This is a genomic window from Glycomyces tritici, from assembly GCF_030403505.1.
The window spans coordinates 129814-153176 of the sequence record NZ_JAUEMJ010000005.1 but is presented as its reverse complement, the minus strand read 5'-3'; the positions used below and the strand labels follow the sequence as shown (position 1 = coordinate 153176).

Annotated in this window: 21 protein-coding genes; 7 read left to right on the top strand and 14 right to left on the bottom strand. The window is 71.0% G+C overall.

What is annotated here, in order from left to right:
* Positions 1-16 precede the first annotated feature (16 nt).
* On the top strand, positions 17-691 hold the full coding sequence (locus QWI33_RS17565) for a response regulator transcription factor (protein ID WP_289958444.1): 675 nt from the start codon (positions 17-19) through the stop codon (positions 689-691).
* Positions 684-1805, top strand: a complete 1122-nt coding sequence (locus QWI33_RS17560; RefSeq protein WP_289958443.1) for a sensor histidine kinase — start codon at positions 684-686, stop codon at positions 1803-1805. Before QWI33_RS17565 ends, QWI33_RS17560 begins: the two co-directional genes overlap by 8 nt.
* On the opposite strand, the gene vanX is transcribed toward QWI33_RS17560, so the two are convergent.
* Genes vanX through QWI33_RS17545 form a run of 3 tightly spaced genes read right to left on the bottom strand, consistent with a single transcriptional unit; the run spans position 1802 to position 4425 of the window.
* Complete coding sequence (gene vanX, locus QWI33_RS17555) at positions 1802-2410, bottom strand: D-Ala-D-Ala dipeptidase VanX (RefSeq protein ID WP_289958442.1); 609 nt, start codon at positions 2408-2410, stop codon at positions 1802-1804. The genes QWI33_RS17560 and vanX overlap by 4 nt on opposite strands.
* A complete protein-coding gene (gene vanA, locus QWI33_RS17550; protein WP_289958441.1) occupies positions 2400-3455 on the bottom strand; it encodes a D-alanine--(R)-lactate ligase in 1056 nt (351 codons plus the stop codon). Before vanA ends, vanX begins: the two co-directional genes overlap by 11 nt.
* Complete coding sequence (locus QWI33_RS17545; RefSeq protein WP_289958440.1) at positions 3448-4425, bottom strand: D-isomer specific 2-hydroxyacid dehydrogenase family protein; 978 nt, start codon at positions 4423-4425, stop codon at positions 3448-3450. The genes vanA and QWI33_RS17545 overlap by 8 nt, the downstream gene beginning before the upstream one ends.
* Before the next feature lie 210 nt (positions 4426-4635).
* On the opposite strand from QWI33_RS17545, the gene QWI33_RS17540 reads away from it, so the two are divergent.
* Entirely contained in the window at positions 4636-5991 is a 1356-nt protein-coding gene (locus QWI33_RS17540) for a UDP-N-acetylmuramoyl-tripeptide--D-alanyl-D-alanine ligase (protein WP_289958439.1), read from the top strand.
* Here the strand turns inward: QWI33_RS17540 and QWI33_RS17535 are convergent.
* Both QWI33_RS17535 and QWI33_RS17530 read right to left on the bottom strand, forming a co-directional pair.
* Positions 5872-6789 carry a hypothetical protein gene (locus QWI33_RS17535; protein WP_289958438.1) on the bottom strand — a complete coding sequence of 306 codons (918 nt, stop codon included), beginning with the start codon at positions 6787-6789 and terminating at the stop codon, positions 5872-5874. The genes QWI33_RS17540 and QWI33_RS17535 overlap by 120 nt on opposite strands.
* A gap of 72 nt (positions 6790-6861) precedes the next feature.
* Positions 6862-7794 carry an aldo/keto reductase gene (locus tag QWI33_RS17530; RefSeq protein ID WP_289958437.1) on the bottom strand — a complete coding sequence of 311 codons (933 nt, stop codon included), beginning with the start codon at positions 7792-7794 and terminating at the stop codon, positions 6862-6864.
* 126 nt (positions 7795-7920) lie between these two features.
* Here QWI33_RS17530 and QWI33_RS17525 point away from each other — a divergent pair, with 126 nt between their 5' ends.
* On the top strand, positions 7921-8805 hold the full coding sequence (locus tag QWI33_RS17525; protein WP_289958436.1) for a LysR family transcriptional regulator: 885 nt from the start codon (positions 7921-7923) through the stop codon (positions 8803-8805).
* A 16-nt stretch (positions 8806-8821) separates the two neighbouring features.
* Here the strand turns inward: QWI33_RS17525 and QWI33_RS17520 are convergent, their stop codons facing one another.
* From QWI33_RS17520 to QWI33_RS17505, 4 genes are all read right to left on the bottom strand, one after another.
* Positions 8822-9511 (bottom strand): YesL family protein, encoded by a 690-nt coding sequence (locus QWI33_RS17520; RefSeq protein ID WP_289958435.1) that lies wholly within the window; start codon positions 9509-9511, stop codon positions 8822-8824.
* Between the two features lie 25 nt (positions 9512-9536).
* Entirely contained in the window at positions 9537-10460 is a 924-nt protein-coding gene (locus QWI33_RS17515) for a carbohydrate ABC transporter permease (protein WP_289958434.1), read from the bottom strand.
* On the bottom strand, positions 10457-11476 hold the full coding sequence (locus tag QWI33_RS17510; RefSeq protein ID WP_289958433.1) for an ABC transporter permease: 1020 nt from the start codon (positions 11474-11476) through the stop codon (positions 10457-10459). The genes QWI33_RS17515 and QWI33_RS17510 overlap by 4 nt, the downstream gene beginning before the upstream one ends.
* 89 nt (positions 11477-11565) lie before the next feature.
* Complete coding sequence (locus QWI33_RS17505; protein WP_289958432.1) at positions 11566-13248, bottom strand: ABC transporter substrate-binding protein; 1683 nt, start codon at positions 13246-13248, stop codon at positions 11566-11568.
* 605 nt (positions 13249-13853) lie between these two features.
* On the opposite strand from QWI33_RS17505, the gene QWI33_RS17500 reads away from it, so the two are divergent.
* Positions 13854-14957 carry a PQQ-dependent sugar dehydrogenase gene (locus QWI33_RS17500; protein ID WP_289958431.1) on the top strand — a complete coding sequence of 368 codons (1104 nt, stop codon included), beginning with the start codon at positions 13854-13856 and terminating at the stop codon, positions 14955-14957.
* A 3-nt stretch (positions 14958-14960) separates the two neighbouring features.
* On the opposite strand, the gene QWI33_RS17495 is transcribed toward QWI33_RS17500, so the two are convergent.
* From QWI33_RS17495 to QWI33_RS17485, 3 genes are all read right to left on the bottom strand, one after another.
* A complete protein-coding gene (locus tag QWI33_RS17495; protein WP_289958430.1) occupies positions 14961-15383 on the bottom strand; it encodes a hypothetical protein in 423 nt (140 codons plus the stop codon).
* Between the two features lie 153 nt (positions 15384-15536).
* Positions 15537-16292 (bottom strand): SDR family oxidoreductase, encoded by a 756-nt coding sequence (locus QWI33_RS17490; protein WP_289958708.1) that lies wholly within the window; start codon positions 16290-16292, stop codon positions 15537-15539.
* 2 nt (positions 16293-16294) lie between these two features.
* Positions 16295-17332 (bottom strand): zinc-dependent alcohol dehydrogenase, encoded by a 1038-nt coding sequence (locus tag QWI33_RS17485; protein ID WP_289958429.1) that lies wholly within the window; start codon positions 17330-17332, stop codon positions 16295-16297.
* A 112-nt stretch (positions 17333-17444) separates the two neighbouring features.
* On the opposite strand from QWI33_RS17485, the gene QWI33_RS17480 reads away from it, so the two are divergent.
* Complete coding sequence (locus QWI33_RS17480) at positions 17445-18455, top strand: LacI family DNA-binding transcriptional regulator (RefSeq protein WP_289958428.1); 1011 nt, start codon at positions 17445-17447, stop codon at positions 18453-18455.
* A 153-nt stretch (positions 18456-18608) separates the two neighbouring features.
* Positions 18609-19928: an L-fuconate dehydratase gene (locus tag QWI33_RS17475; RefSeq protein ID WP_289958427.1), complete on the top strand. Its 1320-nt coding sequence runs from the start codon at positions 18609-18611 to the stop codon at positions 19926-19928.
* Positions 19929-19988: 60 nt separating this feature from the next.
* Here QWI33_RS17475 and QWI33_RS17470 read toward each other — a convergent pair whose 3' ends face one another.
* On the bottom strand, positions 19989-22253 hold the full coding sequence (locus QWI33_RS17470; protein ID WP_289958426.1) for a glycoside hydrolase family 127 protein: 2265 nt from the start codon (positions 22251-22253) through the stop codon (positions 19989-19991).
* A gap of 96 nt (positions 22254-22349) precedes the next feature.
* A complete protein-coding gene (locus tag QWI33_RS17465) occupies positions 22350-23357 on the bottom strand; it encodes a LacI family DNA-binding transcriptional regulator (protein WP_289958425.1) in 1008 nt (335 codons plus the stop codon).
* Between the last annotated feature and the right edge of the window lie 6 nt (positions 23358-23363).

Below are 23363 nucleotides of genomic sequence, written 5' to 3'. Positions count from 1 at the left end.
GTAGCATCGTGGAACTATGCGCGTGCTGATCGTCGAGGACGAACCCTATCTGGCAGAGGCCATCCGCGACGGACTGCGGCTGGAGGCCATCGCCGCTGACATCGCGGGCGACGGCGACGCCGCCCTGGAGATGCTGAGCGTCAACGCCTACGACATCGCGGTCCTGGACCGCGACATCCCCGGCCCCTCCGGCGACGAGGTCGCCGCGAGCATCGTCGACTCCGGCACCGGCATGCCGATCCTGATGCTCACCGCCGCGGACCGGCTCGACGACAAGGCCTCCGGGTTCGAGCTCGGGGCGGACGACTACCTCACGAAGCCGTTCGCGCTCAAGGAGCTGGTGCTGCGCCTCAGGGCGCTCGACCGCAGGCGGGCCCACCACCGCCCGCCCGTGCGCGAGATCGCGGGCCTGCGCCTGGACCCGTTCCGCCGCGAGGTCTTCCGCGACGGGAAGTACGTCGCGCTCACCCGCAAGCAGTTCGCGGTGCTCGAAGTGCTCGTCGCGGCCGAGGGCGGGGTGGTGAGCGCCGAGGACCTGCTGGAGCGGGCGTGGGACGAGAACGCCGACCCGTTCACGAACGCCGTGCGCATCACGGTCTCCGCGCTGCGCAAGCGCCTGGGCGAGCCGTGGGTGATCGCGACGGTGCCCGGCGTCGGCTACCGCATCGAGACGGGCGCGGACCGTGGATAGGCGGCCCGGCTCGAGCGTCCGCCTCAAACTGACGATCAGCTACGTCGCGCTCCTGCTGCTCGCCGGGGCGCTGCTGCTGGCCGTCATCTGGCTGTTCCTGCTGCGCTACGTGCCCCGCGAGGCGATCACCCTCGGCGAGCCCTGCGCACCGGGCACCGGGGGCCGGTGCCCGCCGACCTTCTTCATCCCGGGCCGCCTGGACCTCTGGCGCGCGTTCGCCCCGAAGGCGGCGCTGATGATGGGCCTCCTGCTCGTGTTCGGCCTCGTCGGCGGCTGGTTCCTCGCCGGCCGGATGCTCGCCCCGCTCAACCAGATCGCGGGCGCCACCCGCATCGCCGCGAAAGGCGCACTCGGGCACCGCATCCGGATGCCCGGCCGCAGCGACGAGTTCCGCGAGCTCGCGGACGCCTTCGACTCGATGCTCGAGCAGATCGAGGCGAACGTGGGCGAGCACCAGCGGTTCGCCGCCAACGCCTCCCATGAACTGCGCACGCCCCTGGCCACCATGCAGACGCTCCTCGATGTGGCGCAGCGCGACCCGGCCGGATGCACGCCGGAACTCGTCGACCGCCTGCACTTCGTGAACGCCAGGGCCATCGACCTCACCGAGGCGCTGCTCATGCTCAGCCGCACCGGTCAGCGCGCCTTCGCCCGCGAGCCCGTCGACCTGTCGCTCACCGCGGAGGAGGCCGCCGAGACGCTCCTGCCCCTCGCGGAGCGGCGCGGCGTGGACGTCCAGGTCTCCGGTGATCTCGCGTCGGCCGCGGGCTCGCCCGCGCTGCTGCTCCAGATGGTCGTGAACCTGCTGCACAACGCGATCGTCCACAATCTCGACGAGGGCGGGGCCGTGTGGGTCACGACCGCCGCCCAGGTGGACGCGGCGGTGCTCACGGTCGAGAACACCGGCGCGGAGATCAAGCCGCACCTGGTCGCGACGCTCACCGAGCCCTTCCAGCGCGGCACGCGCCGCGTCCACGCCGACCATGCGGGGGTCGGCCTCGGCCTGGCGATCGTCGAGAACATCGTCAAGGCCCACGAAGGGCGGCTCACCCTGTCCGCCCGCCCCGAGGGCGGCCTCCGAGTGGAAGTCCGGCTGCCCGCCGCCGCGACCTAGGCGACGGGGAAGTCGAAGTACGTGTCCGGGTACGGCTCGTTCTTGAGCGTGTAGTGCCACCACTCCCACTGGTACGGCAGGAAACCGCAATCCTCCATGATGGATCGCAGGAGTGCGCGGTTGGCGGTCTCGACGCGGGTGATGCCTGACGCGCCGTGGTGCGAGACCGGGTCCATCAGGTCGTGGTGGCCGCCCATGGGGACCGGTTCGCCGGTGTCGGGTCGGCAGAGCGTCAGGTCGACGGTGCTGCCGCGGCTGTGGCCCGACTTGGGGGCGACGTACTGCTTCGCGACCATCTCGGACCGCTCGATGTTCGGGTAGTGCCCCGCTTTCGTGCGGCCGTCCTCCGGCTGCGCCGCCCACCGCAGGAAGTGGTCGACGGCGCGCTGTGGCCGGTAGGCGTCCCAGACGAGCAGGCCGAGGCCGATCGACGCCGCCTTCCCCTGCGCCTCGGTGAGGGCCGCGCACAGCGCCCGCGTGCCGACGACGCGGTCCGTCAGGTAGCCGTCGACCGGTGCGCCGATGAAGTTCTCGGCGGTCGCGTAGGTCGCGTCCCAGCGGATGCCGGGCACCGCGTCGTCCACGTAGGCGAAGTCATCGCGCAACGGCCGTCCCCTCCATCGCCAGTGCGACCATCCGGTCGATCACCTCGGCGAGCGGCAGCCCCGAGGCCGCCATCATTCTCGGATAGCGGCTGTACGAGGTCAAGCCGGGCATGGTGTTCACCTCGTTGAGGACGACCGTCCCGTCCGCTTTCAGGAACAGGTCGACCCGCGCGAGCCCCCGGCAGCCCAGGGCGCGGTAGATCGCCTTGGCCGTCTCCTGGACGAGCGCGCGCGACTCGGCGGGGATGTCGGCGGGGACGATGAACTGCGCGTTCTCCGAGCCGGTCTCGGGCGCGTCCTCCTGGTGGATCCTGAAGAAGCCGTGGGAGAGCGCGACGCGGTCGACCTCGCCGGCGAACAGCTCGGCGCCGTTGCCGAGGACGGCGCAGCCGATCTCGCTCGCGTCGACGGCCTCCTCGATGAGGACCTTCGCGTCGTACCGCCTGGCGGTGTCCATCGCGTCCTCTAGGTCGGCCTCGCGGGTCACCTTGGTGACGCCGAAGGAGGAGCCGGATCGGGCCGGTTTGACGAAGACGGGGTACGGCAGGGCCGCGGCGTCGATCTTCTCGACGTCGCTCTTGTCGTCGGTGTCGACGGTCCAGAAGGCGGGCACGGCGATGCCGGCCTCGCGGACGACGAGGTAGGCGAGGGTCTTGTCCATGCACAGCGCGGAGCTCTGGACGTCGCAGCCCGCGTACGGGATGCCGGCGAGTTCGAGCAGGCCCTGGATCGCTCCGTCCTCGCCGAGCCTGCCGTGGAGCACGGGCACCACCGCGTCGAGCCGGATCGTCTCGTACCGGTCGCCGTCGAGGACGAGCAGTCCGGGCGCGGTGCGGTCGGGCGAGAGCACGGCCGGGCGGCCGTCCTCCCAACCGGGGCCGGGGTCGTCGCAGAGCCGCCACGCGCCGCTCTCGGTGATCCCGATGTAGTACGGCTCGAACCTGGCGAGGTCGAGGCTCCCGGCGACCTCGCGTGCGGATTTGACGGACACGGGGTGCTCCTCGGAGCAGCCGCCGAAGACGATGCCGATCTTCAACTCAGCCATGCTGTTTCCTCTTCTCGAATCGCAGGCAGTTCACAATGGAGTTCTCGACCGTGTCGCGGAGCGCGCGGTCGGTGTAGTAGGCGGTGTGCGGGCTGATGAGCGCATTGGGCAGTTGCTGGAGGCGCAGCAGCGGCTTGCTCTCGACCGGCGAGTCCCGGTGCGCGGTGTAGAAGACGCCCTCCTCGCCTTCGACCACGTCCAGGGCCGCGCCGCCCAGCCTGCCGCTCTCCAGGGCCGAGACCAGGGCCTCGGTGTCGATGAGTGCGCCGCGCCCGGTGTTGACGACATAGGCGTCCCGGCGCATCAGCGCGATGCGCCGGCGGTCGAGGAGGTGGTGGGTGCCCGGGTTGAGCGGGGTGTGGAGGGTGACGACGTCGCTGCGGCGCAGCAGCTCGTCGAGCGGCACGTACTCGGCGGCGGCCTTGGCGGTGTTGTCGTGGGCCAGGATGCGGCAGCCGAAGCCGCGCAGCCGGTCCACGACCGCCGCGCCGATGCGGCCCGTGCCGACCACGCCCACGGTGAGGTCCCGCAGGTCCCTCCCGCGCGACTCGTGGAGCCGGTAGTCGTGGACCTCGGCGCGCAGGACGGTGGACTTGGCGTGCCGTACCGCCATGAGCATGAGCATGAGCGTGTAGTCGGCGACGCTGTCGCTGGAGTACGCGACGTTCCCGACCTCGATGCCCAGGCTCTGCGCGTACTGCACGCTGATGTGGTTGAAGCCGATGCTGCGGGTGGAGATGTAGGCGACGCCGGCGCGGCCGAGCGCGCGCAGCGCGGCGCTGGTGACGCGGGTCTTGTGCCCGATGCTGATGCACCGGTCGCCCGCCGCGAGGTCGGCGTTGGCCTCGGACACCGGTTCGCCGGTGATCGTCGGCGCGACGCCGAAGCGCGGCGCCAGCGCGCGGAACAGCGCGGCCTCGTCCTCGTCGGCGCCGTAGACCGTGATGCCGGCCGGTTCTCTCTTGAGCATGCGCACAGTCAACGGGGCGAAGCGTTGTCGGAGCGTATGGCGTTTTCGATATGCCGACGATAGGCCGGGCGTATCGCGGGCGTATCGAAAAGCGCATACGCCCGTGCAACGGCGGACCGCCTTGACTGTCCCCATGAAACCTGCGCGCATGAAACCTCTGCGGATGACACCTGTGCCGATGCATGGAACCGAACGCAGCGGAGCGCGGTCATGATCGCGCTCCGCCTCAGTGCGATCGCCGCGATCACCGGCGGGACCGTCGCCGGTGAGGACGTGACGGTGACCGCCCCGGCCGTGCTCGACGGCCGCCTCGCCGAACCCGGCGGGCTCTTCGTCGCGTTCGACGGCGAGCACGTGGACGGCCACGACTTCGCCGGTCAGGCCGGCGAGGCCGGTGCGGTCGCGGTGCTCGGCTCGCGGCCCACGGCGCTGCCCACGGTCGTCGTCGCGGACGCGCAGGCGGCCCTGCAGGCGCTCGCCGCGCACGTCGTGGCGCGGCTGCGCAGCAGGCTGGTCGTCGTCGGCGTCACCGGCTCCCAGGGCAAGACCAGCACCAAGGACCTGGTCGGGGCCGTCTTGTCGGGCGCCGCGCCCACGGTCGCCACGGTCGGCTCGATGAACAACGAGCTCGGCGTGCCGATCACCATGCTCCGAGTGGACGCCGACACCCGCTGCCTCGCTCTGGAGATGGGCGCCCGCCGCGTCGGCGACATCGGCGCGCTCGCAGCGCTGGCGCCGCCGGACATCGGCGTCGTCCTCAACGTCGGCCAGGCGCATCTGAGCTACTTCGGAACGCGCGGCGCCATCGCGAAGGCCAAAGGCGAACTCGTGCAAGGCCTTGCGCCCGGCGGGACCGCCGTCCTCAACGCCGACGATCCGGCCGTGGCCGCGATGCGGGCGCTCACCGACGGCCCGGTCCTCACGTTCGGCCGGGCCGGGCACGCCGACGTGCGGGTCCTCGACCTGACGCTGGACCGGCGCGGCCGGCCCACGTTCACGCTCCAGACCGCCGACGCCGCAACGCGTCTCACGCTGCCGTTCGTCGGCGCCCACCAGGCGTGCAACGCGGCGGCCGCCGCGGCCGCGGGCCTCGCCGCCGGGATTGCGCTGGAGGCGTCCGCGAAGGCGCTGGCCGGCGCCGCGCTCTCCAAGTGGCGCATGGAACTGCGCGACCTCCCCGGCGGGGTCGTGCTGCTCGACGACTCCTACAACGCCAACCCGGACTCGGCCCGCGCCGCCCTGGACGCCCTCGCGGCGATCGAGGGGTCGCGCCGCATCGCCGTCCTCGGCGACATGGCCGAACTCGGCGACGCGAGCGAGAGCGAGCACCGCGCGATCGGACGGTACGCCGCGGCACGGGCCGACATCGTGATCGCGGTCGGCGCGACCGCGCGACTGATCGCCGAAGGCGCGGGCGCACGCGCTGTCGCTTTGCGCGACAACGGATCAGCGGTTGGCCGTCTCCGCGGACTCCTCGCCCCCGGCGACGTCGTCCTGGTCAAGGCCTCCCGCGAAGCCCGCCTCGACGAGGTGGTCGAGGCCGTAGCCGCCGAGGAGTCCGAGTGAGACCCGCAGAGGGGCCTGGGCCGCGTTGACCGCCTCGCGGATCTGGGCGGCGAGGGCCATGCGGCCGTCGTCGAAGAGGGCGGTGCGCATGAACGTGAAGGCGCGCAGGCGGCCGTACCGGTCCACGGTGGCGCGGCAGAGCCGGCCGGTGGAGTACGCCTCGCGCCGATAGGCGTCGCCCCTGCCCTTGCCCGATCCGATCTCGGGGAAGTCGTCGTACTGGCCGAGCTCCTTCGCGCGGCGCCAGCGCTGCTTCTCGGCCGCCACCCAGGCGCGGACGAGGCACATGCCGAGCGTCCGGCCGCCGATGCGCTCGACCCCGCGGAGGAGTTCGAGTTCGCGCAGCGTCCCGTCGAGGTTGATCGTCACCTTCACGGCGTGGTGCGGGTCGGTGCCGGTGAACTCGGCGGTCGGCTCCACGATCTCGTCGGCCCGGTCCAGGAAGGCCGGGTGGAGCTTGGCGATCTCGCGGATGACGAGGTGCTGCGCGGTGAGCACCTGGCGCACGCTCATGCCGCCGCTGGAGGTTCCTTCTGCAGTGGAGCGAACGACGCGTCTGACGCCGCCCGCGTACTGCGGGTGTCGGTCGCCGACGCGCTCGACCAGTTCGAGCACCTGCTCCCGGGACGGGTGCCTGCCGAAGTGGTGCGCGAGCGCGGTCTCGAACACGCGGCGCACCAGGGCGTGGTAGGCGAACCGCTCCTTCTCCGGCAGGTCGCGGTAGGCGATGCGGGCCTCGCGGCCGCCGGTGCGGATGTACGTTACGAGCGCCCTCGGGCCGGGCACTGGTGCGGTCATTGGCGTCCTTGTCCTGGGCGGGTCACCGAAACCCGCCCAGTCTACAAACCGGCCACAATTCCTAAATGGATGCTACGGGACGGTGTACCCGGCCGCGCGCACGAGTTCGTACCATTCGGGGCGGGTCAGCGGAATGTCCGAGCCCAGGGCCGAGGCGGCCACGCGCTCGGGGTTGGTGGTCCCGATGACGACCTGCATCTGCGCCGGGTGGCGGGTGATCCAGGCGACGGCGATCGCGATCGGCGGCACGTCGTACTTCGCGGCGAGCCGGTCGATCACGGCGTTCAGCTCCGGGTAGCGCTCCGAGCCGATGAACGGGCCGTCGAAGAAGCCGGCCTGGAACGGCGACCACGCCTGGATCGTGATGCCGTGCAGGCGGCAGTAGTCGACGATGCCGTCGTCGCGCGCCACCGACTGGTCGAGGCCCTGCATGTTCGCGGCCACGCCCTGGGCGATCAAGGGCGCGTGGGTGATCGAGAGCTGCACCTGGTTCGCCACGAGCGGCTGGTTCACGTACTTGCGCAGCAGGTCCATCTGGCGGGCCGTGTGGTTCGAGACGCCGAACGCGCGGACCTTCCCGGCGGCGGCGAGGTCGTCGAACGCGCGGGCGACCTCCTCGGGCTCCACGAGGGCGTCCGGGCGGTGCAGCAGCAGGATGTCGAGGTAGTCGGTGTCCAGCGCGGCCAGCGACTCGTCGACGGACTCGACGATGTGCTCGTACGAGAAGTCGAAGTACGGGCCGGGGTGCATGATGCCGGTCTTGGTCTGGATGACCAGGCGCTCGCGCTCGGCCGGGGTCAGCTTCATGGCCTCGGCGAAGCGGCGCTCGCAGCCGTGGCGGCCGCTGCCGTAGAGGTCGGCGTGGTCCAGGAAGGTGATCCCCGCGTCGATCGCGGTGCTCAGGAGGGTGCGCACCTCCTCGTCGGTCTTGTCCTGGATGCGCATCAGCCCGAGCACCACGTTCGGTGCGGTGATGTCGGTGCCTGGCATGGTGAAGGTCTTCATCGGTCTCTCCTCGCCGGAGCTGGAACGCGGCGCCCGAGGCGGGCCCGCCCCGCTCATGCTAGGGACCGGTAATCTAGAAGTCCAACAACTGTTGATCATGGGATTGAGAAGCGCGGGGCATCGTTCATGGAACTGCGGCAGATGGAGTACCTGGTCGCGCTAGCGGATGAGAGGCACTTCACTCGCGCCGCCGAGCTGACGGGCATCTCGCAGTCGGGCCTGTCGGCCGCGATCCGGGGGCTCGAGGAGGAGCTGGGCACGAGCCTGTTCATCCGGACCACCCGGCGGGTCGAGCCGACCGAGGCCGGGTTCGCGCTGCTGCCGTACGCGAGGGCGATGCTGGAGCAGGCGGCGGGCGCGCGCGACGCGGTCGTCAAGGCCAGCCGCGACCTCGCCGGGTCGCTGCGGATCGGCGCGGAGCAGTGCCTCGGGCTGGTCGACATCGCGGCCCTGCTCGACCGCTTCCACCGGCGCCACCCGCGGGTGGAGACGCACTTCGTGCAGTCCGGTTCGCACGACCTGCTGGGACTGCTGCGGGCCGGTGAGCTCGACGTCGCGTTCGTCGCGACGGAGCGGCACCTGAGCGGCCTGCCGCGCCTGGAGATCGGCCGGGAGCCGCTGCTGGCGCTGCTGCCGCCGGACCATCCGCTCGCGACCCGCGCCTCCGTGCGCTGGGAGGCGCTGGCGGAGGAGGCGTTCATCGACTTCGGGCCGGCGTGGGGGGTGCGGACGCTGAACGACGAGGCGTTCGCCGCGCGGGGCGTGCACCGGCGCGTGCGCTGCTCGGTCAACGACGTCCACACACTGCTGGACCTGGTGTGCAGGGGGCTGGGCATCGCGGTGGTGCCGCGGCATGTGGCCGCGAAGCCGCAGGCGAGCGGGTTGCGGGCCCTGCCGATCGCGGCGGAGGACGCTCCCGAATGGACGGTCTCGGCGGTGTCGTCGGGGCGGGACCGCGCGGACTCCCCCGCCGCGCACCTCCTCGAACTGGTCAAGGAGCCGCGCGGCTAGGGGTCGTCTCAGAGGGTCAGTCGTGCGCGGTGAAGCGCCTGGTGATGTCGGCGACGACCGGTCGCACCACGAGCCACATCAGGGCCGCGAAGGCCCAGCCGAGCACGAGCAGCAGTCCTTCGGAGCTCACGACCACCGCGGCGGTGGCCACGATGAGCAGCGAGAGGAAGCCGAGGGAGGACTTCCAGGAGAGGAAGAACTCCGCCGCCGCCACCCGCAGCACGTCGCGGAAGCGGAACGAGAAGAACGAGGTCACCACGAGCAGGTGCCCCGCCCACACGGCGAGCATCACCAGGAGCACGATGCACACCGGCCGCAGGATGCCGCCGCCGGCGACCTGCCCGGCGAACAGCACGTTCACCGAGAGCACCGTGGCGAGGGCGAGCACCGGCGCCCACCAGGCAAGCGTGTCCCGCAGGTTCATCTTGAGGCCGCGGAAGAGCGGCTTCGCGGGGCTGAGGTCCGGCTCGTCCGCCCACGCCCGCTGCGCGTAGAGCGCCGCCGAGAACGCGGGCGCCAGCGGCAGGAGCGCGGCGACGAACCAGATGACATTGCCGGGGGCAGGGGCGAGCAGCACCCACATCAGCAGCGTCGGCACCCCCGCGACCGCGAGGAACACCCCGAGGACGAGGAAGCGGTAGACCGCGGCGGTGAACCGGGAGAGCACTCCCGGTCCGATCTCGTCCGCCTGCTGCTGCGTGCTCATGCTGCCGCCCCTTCCCTTGCGCTCACTAGCCCTTGACCGATCCAAGCATGACGCCCGACACGAAGTACCGCTGGACGAAGGGGTAGATGGTCAGGATCGGGATGACGGTGAGGATCATCGTCACCGCCTGGATGTTCGCCGAGACCTGCGCGGTCGTGCTGCCCGCGGCCGCCGCCCCTTCGGACGCCGTGGTCGAAGCGCCCGCGATGAGGTTGCGCAGGTACAGCGTGATGGGGAACAGCTCGCTCTTGTCGAGGTACAGGAACGCGGCGAACCAGTCGTTCCAGAACGCGACCGAGTAGAACAGCACCATCGTGGCGATCACGGCCTTCGACAACGGCAGCACGATCCGGCCGAAGATGCCGTACCAGCCGAGCCCGTCGATCTGCGCGGCCTCCTCGAGCTCCTTCGGCAGGTTCTCGAAGAACGCCTTCATCACCAGCAGGTTGAACACCGAGATCGCGCCCGGGAGCACCAGCGCCCACATGGTGTTCTTCATGCCCAGCGCCGAGATCAGCACGTAGTTCGGCACAAGGCCGCCGTTGAAGAACATCGTGAACACCGCAATGCCGATGAGGACCTTGCGGCCCTTCAGGTGCGGCTTCGACAGCACGAACGCGTAGGTCGTGGTCAGGACCATCGCGATGATGGTGCCGACCACCGTGTACAGCACCGTGTTGCCGTAGTTGCGCCAGAAGATGCCGTCCGACATCACGATCGCATAGGTGTCCACATTGAAGTCGACAGGCAGGAAGTTCACCTGGCCGGCCTTGATCGCCCCGGAGGAGCTGAACGACTGCGCGAGCACCGTGATGAACGGGTACAGCATCCCCAGGCACAGCAGGATGAGGAAGGTCGCGTTGAACGCGCCGAAGACGCGCTCGCCCCTCGTCCGATGCGTCGTCCGCGGTTTCACCGACGCGAGGTCGGGCGTGCGAATATCGGTCACCACAGGCTCGTTCCCGTCGTCCGCCGCGAGATCAGGTTCGCGGAAAGCACCATCACGAGACCGATCAGCGCCTGGAACAGGCCGATGGCGGTCGCGTAACTGAGGTTGTTCGACACCAGGCCGACCCGGTAGAGGTAGGTCGAGATGACGTCGGCCGTCTCGTACGTCAGCGGGTTGTAGAGCAGGAAGACCTTCTCGAAGCCCACGTTGAGGAACATGCCGATGTTGAGGATCAGCAACGTGACCATCGTCGGCCGGATGCCCGGCAGCGTGACGTGCCAGGTCTGCCGCCACCGGCCCGCGCCGTCGATCTTCGCCGCCTCGTACAGGGAGTCGTCGATCGAGGTGAGCGCCGCCAGATAGAGGATCGTGCCCCAGCCGATGGTCTGCCACACTTCGGAGCCCACGTAGATGAAGCGGAACCACTCGGCGCGCTGCAGGAACGGGATCTCCTCGGCGCCGAAGGCGCGGACGATCTGGTTCGCCGTGCCCTCCAGCGACAGGATCTGCATGACCATGCCGACGATGATGACGATCGACAGGAAGTGCGGCAGATACGAGATCGACTGCACGAGCTTCTTGAAGTACTGCTGCCGCACCTCGTTCAGCAGGAGCGCCAGCACGATCGGGAGCGGGAAGCAGACCACCATGGTGAGAGCGCCCAGGATCACCGTGTTCGTGAAGACGTGCCAGAACGACGGGTCGTTGATGAACATCTCGATGTAGCGCACGCCGACCCATTCGTCGCCGAAGATGCTGCCGCCGGGGCGGAACCTCCGGAACGCGATGACGTTGCCGAGCATGGGGCCGTACTTGAAGATCACGAAGAAGATCAGCGGCACGATCGCCATGGTGTAGAGCTGCCAGTCGCGCTTGAACGCGGTCTTCCAGCTCAGCTTGCGCTTGCGGGGTCGCGCCTTCGGCTTCGCCGCAGGCGGGCGCGGCGGCGCCGGGGGCGCCGCGGCGCCCCCGCGGGCCTCGGCCCGCGGGGACTGCTCGTCTTGAGTGAGGGACATAGGCACTCCCTCCCGTCCGCACCGGGGTAGAGCGGCTGGTCTGCGAGCTCGGCGAAGCCGTGCTCACCGGCCGCACCCCGGCAGGCGGACTAGGAGTTCTCCTCCTCGAAGCGCTGGCGGGCGGTGTTGATGAGGTCGACGTAGGTCTGGAGACCGGCGGCCTCGAGCTCGCCGACGTAGGCGTCCCATTCGGCGATGTCGCGGTCGCCCAGGATGAACTGCAGCGTGGCGGTGTCCACGGTGTCCTTCAGCGGGGTGGCCTGGAGCGAGGCCTGCTCCAGCTCCATCTCGTCGAGCGGGGCCGGCGGGTTCGGGTCGCGAGGCGTGCGGGTGGAGAGCACGGAGTCGATGTACTCCACGAAGGTCGGGGAGTTGTAGGACTCCTTGAGCGCCCGGGACTCGGTCGAGTCGGCGAACACCGCGTTCGACCAGCCGAGGTCCTTCTGGATGTCGGTCGGCGCACCGGGGTTGATGCCGTAGGCGTCGAGGCGGAACTCGGGCTTGAGGGTGATCTTGCCGGAGGCGTCCTTGGTGTAGGTCTGGTCGAGCACGCCCCAGCGGAGCAGCTCGCGGGCCTCCTGGTTGTAGTACAACCAGTCGAGGAACTGCAGAATCGCGACGAAGTTCTCGGAGTCGGCGATCTCCGCGTTCAGCATGAAGCCGTTCCAGAAGTTGCGCGGCTCGCAGATCTGGCCGGCAGGACCGCCGGGAGGGGCGATCTGCAGGATCTCGTAGTTGCCCTCGCCCACGGTCTCGTTGAGGGCCGTCGCGAACTCGATGGCGGTGCCGGCCGAGCCGGAGGCCGCGAACACGAGGTTGGCCGCGACCTTCTCGGTGACGCTGCCGCCGCCGGTGCCGTCGTTCGCCGCGGTCATCGAGTCGGTGTCGAGCAGGCCGTCCTCGACGAGGCCGCGGAAGAACTCGACCATCTGCTTGTAGCCCTCGGTCGCGGCGGTGTACACCAGGTTGCCGGAGCCGTCGTCGATCATGCCGCTGCCGAAGCCCCAGCCGGCCTGCGCGCCGAACGCGTGCGCGGCGTAGTTGAGCATCGAGGCGCCCTCGAAGCCGTCCGCGAGCGGCTTGGAGTCGGGGTACTCGGCCTTGATCTTGACCAGGGCCTCGCGCATCTCGTCCCAGGTCTGGGGGATGCCGCCGGCGACGGTCTCGAAGACGTCCTTGCGGATGACGAGGGTGAACACGGGCACCGACACCTCCTGGAGGCCCGGCAGCATGTAGTACTTGCCGTCGGCCTGCTTGAGGTTGTCGATCATGTCCGCGAGGTCCCACTCCTCCACGTACTTCTGGAAGTTGGGCATGTGCTCGACGTAGTCGCTCATGGGCAGGATCGCGCCCGAGGAGACGAACGAGTTCTCCTCACCGGTGTAGACCAGCGGGATCACCGTGGGGGCGTCACCGGCGCTGATCAGGAGACTGCGCTTCTCGGTCGCGTCGCTGAACGGGATGTTCGTGACGTCGATCGTGACCTTGGTGCGCTTCTCGATCTCCTTGAAGAACTCCCACTTGTCGGTGATGGGAAGGTCGGGCCAATCCGTCCAGAGCACCGAGAGGTTGAAGGGCTCCGTAGCCGTGAACTGGGTGTCAGCGGCGAAATTCTCCATCGCGCCCTTGGACTGCGCCTCGACGTCGATCTCGTCGCTGCCGCCGTCGTCACTGCACGCCGCGAGCGCGGCCATGCTCGACGCGGCCAGCGAGAATCCGATGACTCCGCGGCGGGTGGCTCCGATGGGCGAACGCCCGAACACACCTGACATGACTCTCCTCCTTGAGATGGACCAAACAGTCCGCCCCTCCGTCCACTCCGGCGGGCAAGATTTCACTGCCGTAACGATCGAAACTTTCGGGGCTATTTCCGATAACTTCCAGAGCTTAGTGAGAACAAGCAGTGATGTCAATGAATCTCTTTTCGTGACCCATGCAACACGGTGTGTAACCAACGGGGAGGCTCGAGCAATGCGGAGGAACGGCTACAAACCGAGCGATCGGACGGACTTTTCCCAGGCAGGAATGGACACGGCGGCGATCCTCCCCCGCTTTTCCGGAACGCCCGCGTTTCGCGCCCGATCGTCGTTTCAGGGTCGAATGCGCCGCTGCCCGGCAAGCCTTCTCCATCGTCGAACACGCGTCGACGGGACCCCGAAACGACCGGAACTTTCAAAGGTCAGACGATTCCGCGGGCGTGCCGCCGCGCCCGCAGAGCCGCCGAGGCCGAGCGACCGGTCCCCGGCCCGGCGGCCATACGGGCCCTGCGGGGCCCGGGGAACCACCGCGCGGCCTGTCGGAACCGTTCGCGCGCACCTAGAGTGGAGACCTCCGAGACGACCGCGCCCGCACGGGCGACGAGAGCAAAGGACGGGCCATGGCCTCCAGACGTCAGACGCTGCGGTACGCGGGAGTCGCGCTCGCCGGGATACCGCTGGCCGCCTGCACGGCGGCACCGGACGAGGAGCCGGATCCGGACACGGGCTCGGCTTCGGCCAACGAGCCGGCGCCGACCACCGCCGCGACCGCGCTCGGTGCACCGGAGGTCGTCGCGAGCGGGCTTGAGGCGCCCTGGTCGATCGCGTTCCACGAGGGCACGCCGCTCGTCAGCGAGCGCGACAGCGGCCGCGTCCTGGAACTGGACGCCCAAGGCGCGACCCGCGAGGTCGCCGTCGTCGACGGCGTGGCCGGGGGCGGCGAGGGCGGGCTGCTCGGGCTCGCGGTGCGCGAGGGGTTCCTGTACGCGTACTTCACCGCCTCGGACGGGAACCGGATCGAGCGGTTCGCGCTCGAAGGCACCGCAGGCGCGCTGGCCCTCGGTGCACCGCAAGAGATACTGTCCGGCATCCCCTCGGCGGGCAACCACAACGGCGGGCGCATCGCGTTCGGACCCGACGGGATGCTCTACGCCACCGCCGGAGACGCCGGGGACCCCGGCAACGCCCAGGACCGCGAATCGCTGGCGGGCAAGATCCTGCGCATGACCCCTGACGGCGCCGTCCCGGACGACAACCCGTTCCCCGGCTCGCTCGTCTACACGTGGGGCCACCGCAACCCCCAGGGCATCGCGTGGGACGAGGACGGCACCATGTGGGCCGCCGAGTTCGGGCAGGACACCTGGGACGAGCTCAACACGATCGAGGCCGGCGCGAACTACGGCTGGCCCGAGGTCGAGGGCATCGCCGGCAACGGGGAGTACGCCGACCCAGTCCAGCAGTGGAGCCCGGACGACGCCAGCCCCTCGGGCATGGCGATCGCGGGCGGCACCGCCTACATCGCGAACCTCCGCGGACGGCGCCTGCGCGCCGTCCCCCTCGACGACCCCGGCACGTCGGTCGAACACTATGTAGAGGAGTACGGCCGCCTCCGGGACGTCGTGACCGCCCCCGACGGGGCGCTGTGGGTCCTGACCAACAACACGGACGGCCGCGGCGACCCCGGCCCCGACGACGACCGCATCCTGCGCATCGCCTTCGAGTAGCGCTCATCCCCCGGGGCAGGTGCGGTCCGAGCCGCTGATCGGGACGCAGTGGTCCGTGCCGGGGTCCTCGACCTCGACCGACGGCGGCACGAAGAGGTGCCGCACCCGCTCCTGGGACACGTTCGCGCACAAGAGGACGAGCGCGATCAGGATGTAGACCAAGGCGGTCCGGGGCCGCTCGACGACGACCGCGAACACGGCGATGAGGACGGGGCCGCCCGCGAACGCGATGATGCGCAGCCGCTCGCGGTTGTCGAGCGCGGCCTGCCGCTCGGGCGACACGGGATCGCCCGAGAAGTCGATGTCGAAACCCCACAGGAACAATGCCAGGCTCACGCCGAGCCACCCGACGGTGGCCGCGGTGATCGCCAGATTCAACCCGGCGTCGACACGTCGGGGCTTCGGTTTCCTTGCGCTGCTTTCCATACGGAGAGTCTCGCGCCCGTGTCAAACCCGTGATCGGGCGAATCGGGCGCGGATTGTCGGGTCCCCACAACGCGGCGGGGCGATTCGGGCGCCGTGCCGGAGTATTTCCTCGGTATCCGCTAAACGGCCGCCGCGAGGCGGCCGTCCGCGTCGCTAGCGGCCGAGCCAGCCGCCGTCCACTGGGATGACCGCGCCCGAGACGTAGTCGGAGGCGGCGCTGGCGAGGAACACCGTCACGCCCGCGAGGTCGCCCGGCCTGCCCCAGCGCCCGGCGGGGATGCGTTCGAGGATCGCCTTCGAGCGGTCCGGATCGTCTTGCAGCGCTTGGGTGTTGTCCGTGGCGATGTAGCCGGGGGCGATCGCGTTCACGGTGACGCCGCGGGCCGACCACTCGTTGGCCAGCGCGCGGGTGAGGCCGGCGATGCCGGATTTGGCCGCCGCGTAGCCGGGCACGTTGATGCCGCCCTGGAAGCTCAGCAGCGAGGCGGTGAAGACGACCTTTCCCCTACCGCGTTCGAGCATGGTGCGGCCGACGGCGCGGGTGAGCGCGAACTGGCTGGTGAGGTTGACCTGGAGGACCTCGTCCCAGTACGCGTCGGGGTGCTCGGCGGCGGGGGCGCGGCGGATCGTGCCGGCGTTGTTGACGAGGACGTCGACCGGTTCGGCGGCGAGGGTGTCGGCGAGTTCGGCGACCTGCTCGGGGTCGTTGAAGTCGGCGCGGATCGCGCGGAAGGTGCGGCCGAGCTCCTTGACCCGCGCTTCGATGGCGGAGCCTTCGGGTTCGATGGTGGCGCTGACGCCGATGACGTCCGCTCCGGCGGCGGCGAGGGCCTCGGCCATGGCGAAGCCGATGCCGCGCTTGGCGCCGGTGACGACGGCGAGGCGGCCGGTGAGGTCGAAGAGGGTCATGGTCACTCACTGTCCTTGGAGGCGCTGTCGGCTTGGACGTCGATGAGGATCTTCATGGCCTCGCCGCCGGTGAGGGCGTCGAAGGCGGCCTGGATGTCGCGCAGGGGGACGGTCTTGGTGATGAGGGCGTCGGCGGGGATCGCGCCGGTGTCCAGGAGCGCGACGGCGGTGTCGAAGTCGTCGCGCTGGTAGACGCGGGCGCCGAGGAGGCGCAGTTCGCGCCAGAAGACGCGCTGGAGGTTCACCGGGCGGGGTTCGGGGTGGATCGCGACGACGACGAGGGTGCCGCGCACTTTGGCGTAGTCGACGGCGCCGAGGACGGCGGCGGCCGCGCCGGAGACCTCGAAGACGACGTCGGCGCCCGCGCCGCCGGTCCACTCCTCGACCCAGGCCACGGTGTCGTCGCGGGGGTCGAGGACGGTGTGGCCGAGGTCGGCGATGGCCTTGCGGCGCTTCGGATCGAGTTCGATCACGACGACGTCGCCGCCGAAGGAGCGGGCGACGGCGGCGATGAGGACGCCGATGGGGCCGCCGCCGATGACGACGGCCTTCTGGCCGGCCTCGAGTTCGGAGCGGCGCACGTCGTGGACGGCGACGGCGGTGGGCTCGACGAGGGCCGCGTGCTGGAGCGAGAGGGTCGCGGGGAGGCGCACGAGCAGGCCGGCGTCGACGTTCCAGCTGGCCTGGAGGGCGCCGGGCGAGTCGATGCCGACGAAGTCGAGGTTCTGGCAGATGTGCGAGTTCCCGGCGAGGCAGGCGGGGCAGGTGCCGTCCCAGGCGAGGGGCATGACGGTGACGGGGTCGCCGGCGGCCCAGCCTTCGACGCCCTCGCCGAGGGCGGCGATGGTGCCGCTCATCTCGTGGCCGATGACGGCCGGGACGTCGACGCGGGCGTCCATGTGGCCGCTGAGGATGTGCAGGTCGGTGCCGCAGATGCCGTTGTAGGCGACGTTGATCTGGACTTGGCCCGGGCCCGGCGGAGCCGGTTCGGCGTCCACCACGGTCATGGTCCGGTTTCCTGCGTAGTGTGCGGCGGGCACGGCTGCCTCCTCGGGGGACGGGGTGCGGGTCGGTCGCCGATGAGGATCGCACACATCCCGCGAATGCGCAATCGTTTGCTCAGCCGCGGCGGGGATAGGCGATACTGGAGCCGTGGCGAAACTCAGCGATGTGGCGGCCCGGGCGGGCGTCTCGGTGTCGGCGGTCTCCAGGGTGCTCTCGGGCGACCCGACGGCCCGGGTCAGCGAGGCGACCCGGGAGCGGGTGCGCAAGGCGGCCGGGGAGGTCGGGTACCACCCGAACTTCGCGGGCCGCGCGCTCAAACTCGCGCGCACCGATGTCATCGCGCTCATCGTCCCCGACGTCACGAACTCGCTGTTCGCCGATCTGACCCGCGGCGTGGAGGACGAGGCGGTCGCGCGCGGCTGCGTCATGCTGCTGGCCCGCAGCGAGGACATGCACCCGGGCGGCGCCATGTTCGACCGGCTCGTGGGCGAGGGCCGGGTGGACGGCATCGTGCTCCAGCCGCGCGACGGCACCGACCCCGAGGAGCTGGCGCAGTCCGTGGGCGAGCGCGCGCCGCTGGTCACGATCCACCAGCGGCTCCCCGGGGCGAGCTCGGTGGTCGTGCCGGACGCGCTCGCGGCGCGCCGGGCCACCGAGCACCTGATCGCGCTGGGGCACCGCCGGATCGGCTTCGCCGGAGGGCTCGCCGGTTCGCCGACCGCGCAGCGCCGCGCGGCGGGGTACGCCGAGGCGCTGGAGGCGGCCGGGATCGCGCGGGACCCGGGCCTGGTCACCTGGCGCGGGTACCGGGAGCCGGACGGGCGGGCCTCCACCGCGGAGCTGCTCGCACTCCCGCAGCGGCCCACGGCGATCGTGGCCGCGAACGTCAACGCCGCGGTCGGGGTGCTCGCCCAGGCGCGGGCGCAGGGACTGGGCGTGCCCGCGGAGCTCTCGGTGGTCGCGGTCCACGACGCGTGGACGGCCGGGCACACGTGGCCGCCGCTCACCTGCGTGCAGCTGCCGCTCTACGAGCTCGGGCGCACCGCGGCCGCCGCCCTCGCGCGGGTCGTCGACGGCGGCCCCGTCGAGCACCTGTCCGTGGAGGACCCCGAGCCGGTGCTCATCACCCGCGAGTCGACCGCGCCGCCGCGCGCCTGACGCTCCTCCCCCTTGCGCCGGGCGGCGACCCCGGATAAGGTCAACGCCTGATCAATCGTTTGCGCAAACGGCGCGGGCCCGCCCCCCTCCGGCACGGCCGCGCCGCGCACCGCCCCGCCGCAGACCACCCGACCAGCACCTGAGGACCACCGCATGACCACCATCGAGGCCGTCGAGGCTCACGATGTCCGCTTCCCCACCTCGCAGACCCTCGACGGCTCGGACGCGATGAACAAGGACGGCGACTACTCCGCCGCCTACGTCATCGTCCGGACCGACGACCCCGATCTCACCGGGTACGGCTTCACCTTCACCATCGGACGCGGCAACGACATCGTCACCGCCGCCGCCCTCCACTGGGCCGTCAGGCTCATCGGCCGCGACCTGGAGACCGTGGTGAACGACCCCGGCGCGCTCTACCGCGAACTCCAGTCCGACTCGCAGTACCGCTGGCTCGGACCGGAGAAGGGCGTCGTCCACATCGCACTCGCCGCGGTCATGAACGCCGTATGGGACCTCACCGCCCGCGCCGCGGGCAAGCCGCTGTGGCGCCTGCTCGCCGACATGACCCCCGAGCAGCTCGTGGACGCCGCCGACCTGCGCTACCTCTCGGACGCCCTCACCCGCGAAGAGGCCCTGGAGCTCCTGCGCGACCAGTACGACACGCGCGGCCGGCGCATCGCCGAGCTCGAGGCCCGCGGCGGCTACCCGTGCTACACCACCAGCGCCGGCTGGCTCGGCTACAGCGACGACAAGCTGCGCCGGCTCCTCCAGGAGGCCGTCGACCAGGGCTACCGCCACGTCAAGCTCAAGGTCGGGGCCGACCTCGAGGAGGACCGCCGCCGCCTGCGGATCGCCCGCGAGGTCATCGGCTGGGACGCCAAGCTCATGATCGACGCCAACCAGGTGTGGGACGTGCCGGAGGCCATCGACTGGGTCAAGGCGCTGGCCGAGTTCGAGCCGCACTGGATCGAGGAGCCGACGAGCCCTGACGACGTGCTCGGGCACGCGGCCGTGCGCCGCGCGGTGGCGCCGATCGGCGTCGCGACCGGCGAGCACGGCATGAACCGGGTCCTGTTCAAGCAGATGCTGCAGGCCGAGGCGCTCGACTACCTGCAGCTCGACTCGGCGCGGCTGGCCAGCGTCAACGAGATCATCGCCGTGTACCTGATGGCCGCCAAGTTCGGCGTGCCGGTGTGCCCGCACGCGGGCGGCGTGGGCCTGTGCGAGCTGGTGCAGCACCTGTCGATCTTCGACTACGTGGCCGTCTCGGGCACGTTGGAGGACAGGGTGACCGAGTACGTGGACCACCTCCATGAGCACTTCACCGACCCGTGCCTGGTCGAGAACGGCAACTACCTGCTGCCGTCCCGGCCCGGTTACTCGGCCGAGATGTACACCGCCTCGATCGAGGAGTTCAGCTACCCCGACGGCGGCTACTGGTCGGGCCGGGACGAGGCCGCAGTGCGCTAGGAGAGGACTCAGGCCCGTCCGGTTCGACCGGACGGGCCTTCTGTCGTCAGTGGACTCGGGTCAGCGCAGCAGCCGCACCATGGTCACGCCCGGCGTCGAACCGCCTTCCGGGGCGGTGAACTCGAGTTCGCGGACCGCAGCGCCGGGCCCGGACTCCGCAGGCAGGGCGTAGTCGACCTCGAAGGCACCGTGCTCGCCCTCCCAGGACTCGGCGGCGACCAGCTCGCCGTCCAGTGTCACCGTGACGCCGGTGGCACCGCCCGCGTGGCGGTATCCGACGCGGAGGGTGCGGCCGGTGCGGCCGGGGTCGTTGAGCCCCACGGACATCCGGGCGGCGGTGGCGCGGGCGCGGCGGCCCTGCGCGTCCACGGCGACCTCGGTAGCCTCGCCGCGGAAGCCGTGGTCGCTCTCGGGCTGCTGCTCGCCGAACGCGACTTTGTCCACCGTCATGGCGTCGAGCGTGAGCGACTCGCTGTCGGCCGCGAGCAGTTCGGCGCGGCGCTCGGCCGTCCGGTCGGCGGCGGCCACGGGCCAGTAGACGGTGTAGCGGGTGTCGTGGACCTCGTGGAACGGCACCAGCTCGATCGAGCCCGCCGGATCGGCGAAGGCCAGCCGGTAGCGCAGGGGCGCTTCGCGGGTGAGCACGTCTTCGGCGGGCGCGTCCGCGATGACCGGGAGGTCGGCGAAGCCGAGCAGCGGGCCGTGCGCGACGTGCCCCATGCGGCTGTCGTCGGCCTCGAGCCCGTCGAGGTGGTGGGCGCCGTCGCGGGAGGCCAGCAGGACGGGCCCGGCGAAGTACGCCTGCCACGGCGAGCCGTCGGGCAGCCGCTCGGCGCGCAGGCGCAGCGGCAGGCGGAACGCCACCGTGTCGCCCGGCAGCCATTCCCGTTCCAGGACGACGGCACCGGGGACTGCGGCGGCCTCGACCGGGTCGCCGTTGACCGTGAGCCCTTCGAGGCCGTCGCTCCAGTCGGGGACGCGCAGCCGCAGCGCGAACGCGCGCGGCGCCTCGAGGTCGAGCGTGAGTCCGATGTGCTCGTCCGCCGGGAACGCGGTCTCCAGGCGGAACCGGCCGCCGAACTCGGGCGCGTCCAGTTCGGCCGGGAGGTACAGGTTGACCGCCAGGGCGCCCTCGTGCTCGCCGAAGACGAACTCGCCGTACTTGGCCTGGGCCTCGATGCCGGTGCCCACGCAGCACCACATGCCGAGGTCGGGCTGCGAGTAGACCCGGTAGTGGCGCGGGCGCATCGGGGTGAAGTACACGAAGCCGCCGCGCTCGGGGTGCTGGGAGGCCAGCTGGTGGTTGTAGACCGCGCGCTCGGTGAAGTCCAGAAGGGACGGTTCGAAGGCGGACTCGGCCAGGTGCTTGGCGAGCTTCAGCATGTTGTAGGTGTTGCAGGTCTCCGGGCCCTCGCGGTCCTCGATCATGGGCGTGAAGTCGCCGAGGGCGTGGAAGTGCTCGCGGACGCTGTTGCCGCCGATGGCCACCGTGCGGTGCCCGACGACCTCGCGCCAGAAGTACCGGGCCGCCTCCAGCAGGTCCTCGTCGCCGCGGACGGCGGCAGCCGCCGCGTACCCGACGGCCTTGGGGATCTGGGTGTTGGCGTGCAGGCCGGTGAGGCCATCGCGGCGCTCCAGGAGCGGGTCGAGGATCGCGCGGTGGGAGAAGCGCCGGGCCATGTCGGCGTAGTCGCCCCGGCCGGTGATCGCCGCCAGGTCGGCGAAGGCCTCGTTCATGCCGCCGAACTCGGTGTCGAGCATGGCTTCGAACGCCTCGTCGTCGAGGGTCGCCGCGACCCCGAGCCACCAGTCCGCCAGCCGCACGACCACGTCGAGCGCCTGCTTGCTGCCGAGCAGGCGGTGCGCGTCGATGAGGCCGGCGAAGGTCTTGTGCAGGTTGTACCAGGGCACCCAGTGCCCGCCGGTCCAGCCGATCGCGGTCGCCGCCGCGGCGCCGCCCCCGCGCAGGGTCTCGAACAGGGCCGCACCGCCCGGGACGCCGCCCACGTAGCCGGTGCCGAGGGCGTCCTGGGCCCGCGCCAGCTCGGCGACCATGTACTCGAGCCGCCGCTGCGGTTCGGCCTCGCCGGTCGCGGCGGCGAGCAGGGCCAGCGCGGAGAGGCAGTGGCCGCCGATGTGGCCGTCCAGGCCGCTGTCCTCCCAGTTGCCGTAGGAGGCCGCGCGTGGCTCCAGGCCCGCTTCGCGCAGGAACGGCGCGAGGAGCCGGTCCGGTTCCAGGGCGAGCACGTACTCGAGGTCGGTGCTCACGGCGCGTGCGAAGGGGCCCTCCAGCAGGGTGACCTGGCTGAGGGAGAAGGTCTTCATCGATGGCTCCTGAATTAGCGAGGTAGGTAGGGCGCCGGTCCCGAGAAATTTACCGGTAAAGATCCAGTCGGCGCAAGCCCTGGTGGCACCCGGGTCTCAGGCCGACTCGCGCCAGAGGATCGACGAGCCGGCCCTCCGGTGGATCGGGTCGAGCCGGGCGAAGTCGGCTTTGGCGACCAGTTCCGCGATGTCCATGGTGTGCGAGGCCAGCGCGCGCACGTCGAGGGCGATCGAGGTCAGCCTCGGGTGGACCGCCTCGCCGAGGGCCAGCCCGTCGATGCCGACGATGCGCACCCGGTCGGGGACGCTGACGCCGTGCGACTGCGCGTGCTGCACCGCGCCCAGCGCCATGAGGTCGTTGAACATCAGGACGGTGTCGACGTCCGGGTGCCGCTCCAGCAGCTCGCCGAAGGCCCGGCTCCCTTCGGGGATGCTCTCGTCCCCGATCGTGACGCCGGCGAGCTGGTCGCCCACGGCGCGCTCGTACCAGCGCCGCTTCGGCGAGGGCCCGTAGACGCCGGGGACCCCGTGGGCGCCGTGGGCCTGGAGCGAGGACGCCGAGTCGACCATGCCGAACCGCCGGGCCCCGCGCGCGCGGAGCTCGGCGACGACCGCATTGATGCCGGACTCGATGTCGAGCGCGACCGAGTGGACGCCGGGCAGGAGGCTCTCGGCCTCCAGGCGCACCACGGGCAGTCCGCCGGCGATCTCGTCCAGCTCGGCCCCGGTGCCGCCGAAGTGGAGGGCCACGACGTCCGCCTGGGAGGCGAGCATGCCGAGCACGGCCTCCGTGTCGTCCTGCGCGGCCGCCATCATCAGCTGCCAGCCGCGCTCGGCGGCGGCGGTGAGCATCTCGGCGGCGATGCTCGTGTAGTACGGGTTGTCGAAGGAGGCCACCACCAGGCCCAGCGCGTGCTGCTTGCGCCGGGTGACCAGGTTGCGGGCGAAGCGGCTCGGCCGGTAGCCGAGGCGCTCGACGGCTTCGAGGACCCGGACGCGGGTCGCCTCCTTGATGTCGTCCCTGTCGTTCATCGCCCGCGTCACGGTCTGGCGCGACACGCCGGCCTCGGCCGCCACATCGTGGATCGTCACCCGCTTGGCCACGGTTCC